Here is a 10,782-nt window from a genome sequence, read left to right as displayed (position 1 = left end):
CGCATCGACATGGTGATAGTTGCCGTGGATGTGGCCATCGCTGTACCTCGGATCCAGAAGCTGGACCGGGCCAACGATGCGACATTTCTATTTAGTCAAAACACGACATTACTAATCAGCCACTACAGTTAAAAATCACACAATAAAGCTTATGTTAAATAAGTTGCCTTGCCTTCTTTCGAGCTTGGCTACGCCGCGACACCCGCGTCACAGTTCCGCCTTGCGGCAAGGCTCACCGCGGCTGTCATCGGCGAGTTGCCCGCCAGAATGTCGCGTTCCATCTTCACCCGGGCCAGCTTGGCACGCAGCCGGCTGATCTCCATCTGCTCGACGTTCACGGGCTTGCTCTCAGCGCCTGTGAGCTTGCCCTCGCGATGCGCCTTGACCCAGTTGAACAGCGTTTGCTCAACCACACCCAATGTGCGCGCCGCCGCCGCGATGCTCTGTCCGCCTTCGAACAGCCGCACCGCCTCGTGCTTGAACTCCAGCGTGTAACGCGCTCTCGTCGTCTTCGTCATCTACGCAGCTGCCGCCTCACTCTGACGACGTCATTTCTTCAATAACTACCTGCCGGCCGGCTTTCCTCGTCCATGTTGTTGCATAAACCAGAATCGACCACTTCATCTAGTGGTTTTCCTTCTGAAAACAGCCCTGCGCCTGGCCTTTCAGTGCAGCGATTCTTCAATACACTCTACCTGTCGCACGGTTAGTAAAAGTAGTTCGAAGCGCAAGGCTCAATGTCATCGTGGACGCCCGGAAGGCATCACCAAACCTGTTTCCGTTGTCGCAAGACCCGCCAACACATCACAGTTCATCACTGAAAACAAAAATGAAACTTGCAATCGTCGGGATCGCAGCGCTCCAAGCTGCGAGCATCGCTTCCGCTCAATCGTCCATCACGCTCTTTGGCATCGCAGATGCAGGCATCAGCCGCTATGAGGCCACGGCGCGCAATCCGGTGACCGGTGGGGCAATCACTCAACGGCAATGGGCGTTGTCATCGGGCGGGAATGCGACGAGCCGACTGGGAATGCGAGGCACGGAGGACCTGGGCGGGGGCCTGTCTGCCGGTTTTTGGTTCGAGAGCGCAATCGCCCTGGACACCGGTTCGATCGGCGGGCCGGCCACTGCTGGCGCACCCTCGGCAACGGCCTTCTTCAATCGCCGCTCAACGCTGTCGCTGGCAGGGGGTCTAGGTGAACTGAGGTTGGGACGCGACTACAACCCGACCTTCTACAACGACGCGATTTTCGATCCTTTCGGAAACTGCGGCGTCGGCTCCAGCGTTTTGTTCACGCTCGGAAACTCGGCTGCCGTGGGTAACGCGAACTATGTTCGCGCCAACAATTCGGTGAGCTACTTCTTGCCCGCCGACCTGGGCGGCGTCTACGGCTCTGTGATGTACGGACTCCCGGAAAACACGAAGAGTTCGGGCTCCAGCGTTGCAGCCGAGAACGACAGGTCGGGCACGTACGTCGGCGGCCGTCTCGGCTACCTGGCGGGCCCACTGGACATTGCTATCGCCCACGGCGAGAGCAAGGCCAGTGACACAGCGGTGCTGCAGCGCGATTTCCGGACCACCAACATCGGCGCGTCGTATGACTTCGGTCTGGTCAAGGCCTTTGGGGAGTTGTCCCGCACGCGCGACCAGCGTCGAACGCCGTTGACTGCAACCGAAATTCATTTCGATGGCTATCTTGTGGGCGCAAGCGTGCCGGTCGGTGTGGGTCTGATCCGTGTCTCGTATTCGGCGGTCCGTTTCAAATCGGACGAAGGCTTCACGGGTTCCAGCGCACCACGCGTCAACAAGTTCGCAATCGGGTACACCCACAATCTTTCCAAACGCACGGCCATCTATGTCACGGCCGCGCGCGTCAACAACAAGAACGATGGGGCGTACGCCGGTCGGTTGCCAAGCGCCGCCATCACTGCCGGAGGCGCAGCATCTTTTTCTGGCGCTGGACAGGGCTATCTTGCGCAAAAGGCGACTGGCTACGACGTTGGCATCCGTCACGCGTTCTAAGCCAGCGCCAAGGGTCAGACCGACCCTCCGTCTCCACCCACCTCAGGAAAATCGTATGGACACGACCCGTGAAGCTGAACTGACCGAACTGTTGGACCGAGAGCGCATTCGCGATTGCATTCATCGCTACTGCCGCGGCATCGACCGCCGAGACGAGGCCGCGCTGCTCAGCTCCTACTGGCCCGGGGCCAAAGAGCGCCATGGCGCCTACGTGGGCAACGCGGAAGGCTTCATCAAGGTGGCCATGGCGCGCATGCAGGTGGGCGAGCGCTACATCCATTTCGTCAGCAACAGCACGTTCGCGTTCCGCGGCGCGGCAGCAGACGTTGAAAGCTACTTTCTGGTGCTGATTCGCGAGCCCGACGCGCACAACGTGCAGCAAGACGTGCTCCTGGCCGGGCGCTACATGGACGTGTTCAAAAAGCGCCAGTCCGAATGGCGCGTTGCCGAGCGCACGGTGCTGTTCGACTGGTTTCAGCCACTGGGCGCACCGGCAGGCACCGAGGCTGAGCGATTCGGCGCGCGGCTGCCGATTGGCTCGTTCTACCCGGACGACCCCACAAGCACCCTGTTTGCCCCGCATCACGGCTGATTCGCGCCGGCAACTCCTGGTTTTCCCCATGTTTACTTGCCGGTCGGCAAGTAAATTGGCATGATCCGCCACAACAAACAAGCCGCCCTGCGCTTTGGCCTTGCCGCCGAAGACGCTCCGGGCCCATTGCACTATTCCACCAATCCCAGGAGACAAACGTGCCGGAACTCAAGCCCTCTTCCTCTCAAGCTCAAGCAGACCCGCAGGCCCAGCGCCTCGACGTGATCATCGTCGGCGGCGGCTTCGGCGGCATGTACGCCGTGCACAAGTTCAACAAGCTGGGGCTCAAGCTGCAGGCCTTCGAGTCCGGCGGCGACGTGGGTGGCGTGTGGTACTGGAACCGCTACCCAGGCGCGCGCGTGGACCTGCCCAGCATCGACTACAGCTATTCGTTCTCCAGCGAGATCGAGCAGGAGTGGACCTGGTCCGAGCAGTTTGCCGCGCAGCCCGAGCTGCTGCGCTACATCGACTTTGTTGCCACGCGGCTCGACCTGCGCCGCCACTTTCAGTTCAACACCCGCGTCGAAAGCGCCGTGTGGGACGAAGAGCGCCAGCTCTGGACGGTGAAGACCAACCGCGGCGCCACCTTCGAGGCGCCCTGCTGCATCATGGCCACCGGCCCGCTCTCGGTGCCCAAGAAGCCGGAGTTCGAAGGGCTCGACCGCTTCAAGGGCCGCCTGCTGCATGCAGCGCGCTGGCCGCATGAACCGGTGGACTTTGCGGGCAAGCGCGTGGGTGTCATCGGCACTGGCTCGACCGGCATCCAGATCGTGCAGGAAGTGGGCCGCCAGGCTGGCGAACTTTTCGTGTTCCAGCGCACGCCCAGTTTCACGATGCCCATGCGCAACGTGCCGATCGAGGCCGAGTACATGGCCGAAATCAGGCGCCACTACGCCGGCATCCGCGAGGTGGCGCGCAACACCCACATCGGCGGTGTGCGCCCGACGTCCACGCGCGCCTTCTACACACTGGCGCCGGCCCAGCGCGCGGCACTGCTCGAAGACTCCTGGAAGCAGGGCGGCCTGGCGATGCTGGGCACCTTCGGCGACCTGATGATCAACGCCGAGGCCAACGAGCATGTGGCCGAATTCGTGCGCGGCAAGATCGGCGAGGTGGTGCAGAACCCACTGACGGCGGAGCAGCTCAAGCCCCGCGGCTACCCCATCTTTGCGCGCCGTCCGTGCCTGGACACGGGCTACTACGAAACCTACAACCTGCCCAACGTGCACCTGAAGGACTGCATCGCAGACCCGATCGTCGAGGTCACCGAAACAGGCGTGCGCACGCAGGCCGGCGTGACGGAGCTGGACATCCTGATTCTGGCCACCGGCTACGACGGCCTCACCGGCGCGCTGATGGCCTTCGACGTGGTGGGCCGCGACGGCCGCACGGTGCAGCAGAAGTGGAAGGACGGCGCGCGTTCGCACCTGGGCATCATGCTGGAAGGCTTTCCGAACCTGTTCATGACGACCGGCCCCAACGGCCCGGCGGCACTGGCCAACATCATCCGCATGAGCGAGCACGACGTCGACTGGATCGCCGATGCCATCACCCACCTGCGCAAGAACGGCCTGGGCAGCATCGAGCCGACGCGCAAGAGCGAAGACGACTGGATGGAAGTGGTGCGCACGCTGGCCCAGCACTCGCTCATCAACAAGGCCAAGACCTGGTGGACGGGCTCCAACGTGCAGGGCAAGCCGCAAGGGCTGACGCAGTTCATCGGCGGCTTCACGAAGTACCGCGAGCATTGCGCGGCGGCCGCAGCCAACGGCTATCAGCACTACACGCTCGAACCCGTGCGCCAGGCCGTCGCGGCCTGACCACCCCCGGCCGGGCGCGACCCAAAGGCGCCCCGGCCCGCACCGCACCCGAATCCCCTGCCCCTCGGCAAGGGGCTGTCCAAGGGTTATTGCCGACCAATTTTTTACTATCCGGCCGGTAGAATTTCTGCAACTGATGGGAACGATTTCATGGGAACACGACTGAACGGCAAGGTTGCGCTTGTCACTGGTGGCGCACAAGGCATCGGGCGCGGCATTTGCGAACGCTTTGCTGCTGAAGGCGCCGTGGTCGGCGTGCTCGACATCAAGGCCGACAACGCCGAGCGCGCCGCGCAGGCGCTGCGCGAGCAGGGCGCACAAGCCTTCGCCTACGCGGGCGACGTGGCCCAGCGCGCCACCTTCGAGGCCGCGGTGGGCGACCTGGAGCGCCGCTTCGGCCGCTTCGACATCATGGTCAACAACGCCGCCTGGGTGCGCTACGGCCCCATCGACGCCATTACCCCGGAAGTTCTGGCGCGCATGACGGGCACGGGCTTTCACTCGGTGGTGTGGGGCATTCAGGTTGGCGCGGCCGCCATGGCGCGCAGCGGTGGGGGCGCCATTGTCAACATCGCCTCCGCGGCGGGCTTTCTTGGCATTCCCTCGGGCATGGTGTACTGCGGCGTGAAGGCCGGCGTGCTGGGCCTCACGCGCTCCTCCGCCGTGGACCTGGGGCCGAAAAACATCCGCGTGAACGCCGTTTGCCCAGGCTCGGTGGCCACCGAAGGCGTGAGCATCAACGTGACCCCCGACATGGAGGCCAAGCGCGTGGCTCGCGCGCCGCTGGGCCGCATCGGCGCGGTGGGGGACATTGCCTCGGCCGTGTGCTTCCTGGCCAGTGACGAGAGCAGTTTCGTCACCGGTGAATCCCTGTTGGTCGACGGCGGCGTGACCCACGCCCTGCTTTGAACATGTCAACCGAATCCGACGCTACCCAGCCCGCCATGCACTCCCTGCACCCTCTGTTCTTTCCACAGTCCGTGGCATTGATCGGCGCCTCTTCCGACCCCGAGCGCATTGGCGGCCGGCCGCTGCGCTTCCTGCTGGAAGCCGGCTTCCAGGGCAAGCTGCACCCCGTCAACCGCAGTGGCGCGGCGCAAGTCCAGGGCCTGCCGGCGTACGAGAGCCTGCTCGACGTGCCCGGCCCCGTGGACCACGCCATCATTGCGGTGCCCGTGCAGGGCGTGGAGGCCGCGCTGCTGGAATGCGCGGCCAAGGGTGTGAAGGCCGTGCAGGTGTTCACCTCCGGCTTCGCGGAGGTGGATGCCGCCGGCGCCGAACTGCAGGCGCGCCTGGTCGCCATCTGCCGCGAGGCCGGCATGCGCATGGTCGGCCCCAATGCACTGGGCCTGCTGAACCCCTCCCACAATTTCTACGCGACCTTTTCCACCGCGCTCAACGGCCTGCGCCCCAAGCACGGCGTGATCGGCCTTGCAACGCAGAGCGGCGCCTTCGGCTCGGCCACCTACGGCATGGCCACGCTGCGCGGCATCGGCCTGTCGCGCGTGATTGCCACCGGCAACGAGGCAGACGTGGACGTGGCCGAGTGCATCGACTACTTGGCCGACGACGCCGACACGCACGTCATCTGCGCGGCCATCGAAGCCTGCAAGGACGGTGCGCGCCTGCGCGCCGCGTTGCGCAAGGCCGCGTCGGCAGGCAAGCCGGTGGTCATCATGAAAATCGGCAGCACCGACGTGGGCGCGGCCGCCGCGGCCACCCACACCGGTTCGCTGGCCGGCAACGACGCGGTGTACGACGCCGTGTTTGCCGAATGCGGCGCGCACCGCGCGCGGTCGGTGGAAGAAATGCTCGACATCGCCCACCTGTGCGCGGTGCTCAAGACGCTGCCCGCCAACGAGGACATCGGCATCATGACGGGCTCGGGCGGCATCGGCATCCTGATGGCCGACAACGCCACGGAGTCGGGCATGGGGCTTCCGGCCCTGCGCGAGCAGGCCAGCAGCGCACTGCGCGAACTGCTGCCCTATGCCGTGCCGGCCAACCCTTTCGACACCACGGCCCAGGTGACTGCGGTGCCCGACGGCGTGGCGCGCACGGTCGAGATCATGGTGCAGGCAGACGCGGCCTACGGCAGCCTGTTCGCCTACCTCGCGCACGTGGGGCTGTCGCCCCAACGCTTTCAGGCGACCGAAGACCGTTTGATTGCCATTCACCGCGACCGGCCCGCGTGCGCGCTGGTGGTGGTGATGCTCGCCGATGAAGGTGTCACACGCCGCCTGGAGGCCGCGGGCGTGGCCGTTTTTGCCGACCCCACGCGCGCCGTTCGCGCGGTGGCGGGCGCGGCGCGCATGGCCCGGCTGCGCCGCAACCTGCGCACCGTGGATGCACCCATCGAGGCCGCCGTGCAGAAGCTGCCGCTGGCCGCCACCGAGACCCAGGCCAAGAGCCTGCTCAGCGCGGCCGGCATTCCGGTGCTGGCCGAGGCCACCTGCACCAGCGCCAGCGCGGCGGTGGCCGCCGCCAATGCCATGGGCTACCCGGTGGTGGCCAAGATCGTCTCGCCCGACATTGCGCACAAGACCGAAGTTGGCGGCGTCATCGTCGGTCTGCAGAACGCAGACGCGGTTGCCGCGGCGCACGACACGCTCATGTCGCGTGCCGCCGAGCGCGCGCCGCACGCGCGCATCGACGGCGTGCTGATCGCGCCCATGGTGCGCGGGGGTGTGGAGACCATCATCGGCATCCACATGGACCCGGTGTTCGGCCCCATGGTCATGTTCGGCCTGGGCGGCACGGCCGTGGAGCTCTACAAGGACGTGGCCTTCGCCTCGGCCCCGCTGTCGCCGGCACAGGGCCTGGCGCTGGTGGACTCGGTGCGCGCATCGGCCCTGCTGAAGGGCTGGCGCGGCGGCCCGGTCTACGACACGCAGGCACTGGCGCAGACACTGAGCCACCTCTCCATGTTCGCCATGCGCCATGCCGACCAGCTGGCCGGCATCGACATCAACCCCTTCGTGGTGCAGACACAGGGCGGCGTCTGCCTGGACGCCCTGATCTCCACACGCTGAGCCTGAGAACACCGCAACGCCATGGCAACCGCCTCATCGGGGGACGCAGTCGATCCACTGGATTCGCGCGAGCACCAGTTGCTGGCCATCGCGCGTCGGTTGTTCGCGCAGCACGGGTACGACCGAACGTCGCTGCGCGACATTGCGCAAGCTGCCTGCATCACCAAGTCCGCGCTGTACTACTACTTTCCGAACAAGGACGCGCTGTATGAGCGCATCGTTCTCGAATCGGTGCAGTTGCTGCACGACCGTGTGGCGCGCGCCGTGGCGCAAGAGGTGGGGGGCGTTGCGCGCGTGCGGGCGTTCATGGCCGCGTCGGCGCAGGTGCAGGACCAGGGGCGCGACGGCTGGATCGCGGGCTCCAACGCCTTCTGGCAAGCGGCCACCGGCGGCCGCCGCATGGCCGCGCTCGAACTGCGCGACAGCTACGAGAACCTGCTGCGCCAGTGCATCAACGACGCCATGGCCGCCGGCGAGCTGCGCGCGGCGGACCCCGCCATGGTGGGCCGCCTGCTGCTGTCCGCGTTGAACCACATGCCGCGCTGGCACAAGCCCGGCGGCACGCTCAGCGGCGTCGAGGTGATGCAGCAGTTTGTCGACATGCTGCTGTACGGGCTGCTGCGCGAATCCAAGTCCGCCGTGCTCGCCGAGCCCGCCGAGCCTGCCGTAGCAGAACCGGCCGCCATTTTTTTGGCCCGTTCATTTACCGGCCGGCCAGTCAATCCATGAGCCGCACACATTCGCCGACGCACACCCGCGTGCGCCCTCCCCATTTCCGCATCGCTCCACCATGAACAACCCACACCCCCATCCGCCCTTCAATGCCGCCACCGCGCAGGTTGCCGGCCGCCTGGCGGGGCGGCGCATTCTGGTGACGGGCGCGGCCTCCGGCATTGGCCGTTCCGTTGCCGAGTTGTTCGTGCGTGCCGGTGCCTGCGTGGTGGCGCTCGACCGCCGCCGGCCCGTCGACCTGGCAGGCCCTGCATCGCAATGGCTGGCCGTCGAGGCCGACATCACCGACACATCCGCCGTGGCAAACGCCGTGCAGCAGGCGGTCGAGCGCTTCGGCGGGCTCGACGGTGTGGTCAACGCGGCCGGCATCGCCAACACCGACTGGGCCGACGCGGTGTCGCACGAAGACTGGCAGCGCGTGATCGACGTCAACCTCACCGGCACCTTCAATGTCTGCAGCGCCGCCATTGCGCAACTGCGCGCGGCCGGCGCGGGCACCATCGTGAACGTCTCGTCGGGCCAGGGCCTGCAGCCCTTCAAGCAACGCAGTGCCTATGCGGCCTCCAAGGCCGGCGTGATTTCGTTCTCCAAGTCCATTGCCATGGAATGGGCGCCGCAGGTGCGCGTGAACACCATCTGCCCCGGCGCCATCGACACCCCCATGGTGCGCGGCGGCTACAGCGCCGAAGAACTGCATGCGCGCGTGGGGCCCCGCTATGCGCTGGAGCGCATCGGCGAGCCGCAGGAGATTGCCATGGCCGCGCTCTACCTCAGCAGCGCCGAGTCTTCTTTCGTGACCGGCATCGTGCTGGCCGTGGACGGCGGGCGCAGCTACCACTGATGCGCACCGCCATCCCCACAACCCATTTCTGAAGGAACACTCACATGCAAGGCCTGATGCAGCAACACCAGCTGCTGCTCTCCGGACTCCTGGACCACGCTGCGGCGTTCCACGGCGAGCGCGAAATCGTGTCGCACATGGTGGACGGCAGCATCCACCGCAGCAACTGGCGCGAGGTGCGGCAACGCGCCAAGCGCCTGGCCAACGCGCTCACCACGCTGGGCGTGCAACCCGGTGAAAGGGTCGCCACGCTGGCGTGGAACACGCACCGCCATGTGGAGCTGTACTTCGGCGTCTCCGGCATGCAGGCCATTCTGCATACGGTGAATCCGCGGCTGTTTCCGGAGCAGATCAGCTACATCCTGAACCACGCGCAGGCGGGCTACGTTTTCTTCGACACCAGCTTCGGCGACGTGCTCGCGGCGCTGGCACCGCAGTTGCAGCATGCCAAGGGCTTCGTCGCCCTGTGCAGGCGCGACCAGATGCCGGCGCTGGATCTGCCCAACCTGATGTGCTACGAAGACCTGCTGGACGCTGCCTCGCCAGACTACAGCTGGCCGCGCTTCGACGAGAACACCGCTTCTTCGCTCTGCTACACCTCGGGCACCACGGGCAACCCCAAGGGCGTGCTGTACAGCCATCGCTCCACGGTGCTGCACTCGTTCACGGCCTGCACCAGCGACGGCCTGGGCCTGTCGGCGCGCGACAGCGTGCTGCTGGTGGTGCCGCTGTTTCACGTCAACGCCTGGGGCATTCCGTATGCGGGCGCCATGTGCGGGGCCAAGCTGGTGCTGCCCGGGCCCAACCTCTCGGGCGAGAACATCTACCGGCTGCTGCGCGAAGAGCGCTGCAACTTCTCGCTGGGCGTGCCCACGGTGTGGCTGGGCCTGTTCGACTACATCGAGCGCCACCGCGCGTCGCTCGATCTGTCGGAGATTGCGCTCAAGCGCCTGGTCATCGGCGGCTCGGCCTGCCCGCGCGCCATGATCGAAAAGTTCGAGACGCTGTTCGGTGCCTATGTGATCCAGGCCTGGGGCATGTCCGAAACCAGCCCGCTGGCCAGCATCGGCACGCTGCTGGACAAGCACCGCGGCATCGACCTGCAGCAGCGCTTCGACCTGCAGGCCAAGCAGGGCCGCGCCATCTACGGCGTGGACCTGGAAATCTTCGGCGAAGACGGCCAGCCGCTGCCGCACGACGGCAAGGCCTTCGGCGACCTGAAGACGCGCGGCCCCTGGGTGGCCAGCGGGTACTACCGCGCCGAGGGTGGCAGCGTGCTCGATGCCGACGGCTGGTTCGCCACCGGTGACGTGGCCACGCTCGACGCCGACGGCTTCGTGCAGATCACCGACCGCTCCAAGGACGTCATCAAGTCGGGTGGCGAGTGGATCTCGTCGATCGACCTGGAGAACGCCGCCATGGAACACCCCGCCGTGCACGAAGCCGCCGTGATTGGCGTGGCGCACTCGCGCTGGCAGGAGCGCCCGCTGCTGCTGATCGTGCGCAAGGACGGCCAGCGCGGCACGCGCGAGGAGATCCTGCAGTTCATGGAGGGCAAGGTCGCCAAGTGGTGGATGCCCGACGACGTGGTGTTCGTCGAATCGCTCCCGCACACCGCCACCGGCAAGCTGCAGAAGCTCAAGCTGCGCGAGCAGTTTCGGGGCCACACGCTGCCTACCGACAAGGCCTGAAAGCGCTTCGCCTCGCCCGGCCCTGCTCTGCCCCACATCACATCGCTTCGC

General features: G+C 66.0%; 8 protein-coding genes and 1 pseudogene. 8 read left to right on the top strand and 1 reads right to left on the bottom strand.

Annotated features, from left to right (window positions below):
- Window positions 1-263 precede the first annotated feature (263 nt).
- A pseudogene (locus tag VLK31_RS32020) lies at window positions 264-518 on the bottom strand (transposase); the annotation flags it as partial.
- 311 nt (window positions 519-829) lie between these two features.
- Here VLK31_RS32020 and VLK31_RS32015 point away from each other — a divergent pair.
- The 8 genes from VLK31_RS32015 (at window position 830) to VLK31_RS31980 (ending at window position 10,731) form a co-directional block, all read left to right on the top strand.
- Window positions 830-2,023, top strand: coding sequence for a porin (locus VLK31_RS32015; protein WP_409172525.1), 1,194 nt, complete (start codon window positions 830-832; stop codon window positions 2,021-2,023).
- A 55-nt stretch (window positions 2,024-2,078) separates the two neighbouring features.
- On the top strand, window positions 2,079-2,615 hold the full coding sequence (locus VLK31_RS32010) for a nuclear transport factor 2 family protein (RefSeq protein WP_409172524.1): 537 nt from the start codon (window positions 2,079-2,081) through the stop codon (window positions 2,613-2,615).
- Between the two features lie 158 nt (window positions 2,616-2,773).
- The gene (locus VLK31_RS32005; RefSeq protein ID WP_409172523.1) at window positions 2,774-4,435 is read left to right on the top strand and encodes a flavin-containing monooxygenase; all 1,662 of its coding nucleotides are present in this window, start codon (window positions 2,774-2,776) and stop codon (window positions 4,433-4,435) included.
- Window positions 4,436-4,585: 150 nt separating this feature from the next.
- Complete coding sequence (locus tag VLK31_RS32000; RefSeq protein ID WP_409172522.1) at window positions 4,586-5,344, top strand: SDR family NAD(P)-dependent oxidoreductase; 759 nt, start codon at window positions 4,586-4,588, stop codon at window positions 5,342-5,344.
- 2 nt (window positions 5,345-5,346) lie between these two features.
- A complete protein-coding gene (locus VLK31_RS31995; protein WP_409172521.1) occupies window positions 5,347-7,467 on the top strand; it encodes an acetate--CoA ligase family protein in 2,121 nt (706 codons plus the stop codon).
- A 21-nt stretch (window positions 7,468-7,488) separates the two neighbouring features.
- On the top strand, window positions 7,489-8,196 hold the full coding sequence (locus VLK31_RS31990; RefSeq protein WP_409172520.1) for a TetR/AcrR family transcriptional regulator: 708 nt from the start codon (window positions 7,489-7,491) through the stop codon (window positions 8,194-8,196).
- 61 nt (window positions 8,197-8,257) lie between these two features.
- Entirely contained in the window at window positions 8,258-9,040 is a 783-nt protein-coding gene (locus VLK31_RS31985) for an SDR family NAD(P)-dependent oxidoreductase (RefSeq protein WP_409172519.1), read from the top strand.
- A 44-nt stretch (window positions 9,041-9,084) separates the two neighbouring features.
- Window positions 9,085-10,731 (top strand): 3-(methylthio)propionyl-CoA ligase, encoded by a 1,647-nt coding sequence (locus tag VLK31_RS31980; protein ID WP_409172518.1) that lies wholly within the window; start codon window positions 9,085-9,087, stop codon window positions 10,729-10,731.
- The last annotated feature ends 51 nt before the right edge of the window (window positions 10,732-10,782 follow it).

The organism is Variovorax sp. H27-G14, assembly GCF_046156345.1.
Classification (GTDB): domain Bacteria; phylum Pseudomonadota; class Gammaproteobacteria; order Burkholderiales; family Burkholderiaceae_C; genus Variovorax.
This window is presented reverse-complemented; position numbering and strand designations above follow the sequence as displayed.

Excerpts from the sequence above, each read along its gene's own strand:
- VLK31_RS32010 (WP_409172524.1), top strand. The coding sequence starts at position 2,079 with ATGGACACGACCCGTGAAGCTGAACTGACCGAACTGTTGGACCGAGAG.
- VLK31_RS32000 (WP_409172522.1), top strand. The coding sequence starts at position 4,586 with ATGGGAACACGACTGAACGGCAAGGTTGCGCTTGTCACTGGTGGCGCA.
- VLK31_RS31990 (WP_409172520.1), top strand. The coding sequence starts at position 7,489 with ATGGCAACCGCCTCATCGGGGGACGCAGTCGATCCACTGGATTCGCGC.
- VLK31_RS31995 (WP_409172521.1), top strand. The coding sequence starts at position 5,347 with ATGTCAACCGAATCCGACGCTACCCAGCCCGCCATGCACTCCCTGCAC.
- VLK31_RS32015 (WP_409172525.1), top strand. The coding sequence starts at position 830 with ATGAAACTTGCAATCGTCGGGATCGCAGCGCTCCAAGCTGCGAGCATC.
- VLK31_RS31985 (WP_409172519.1), top strand. The coding sequence starts at position 8,258 with ATGAACAACCCACACCCCCATCCGCCCTTCAATGCCGCCACCGCGCAG.
- VLK31_RS31980 (WP_409172518.1), top strand. The coding sequence starts at position 9,085 with ATGCAAGGCCTGATGCAGCAACACCAGCTGCTGCTCTCCGGACTCCTG.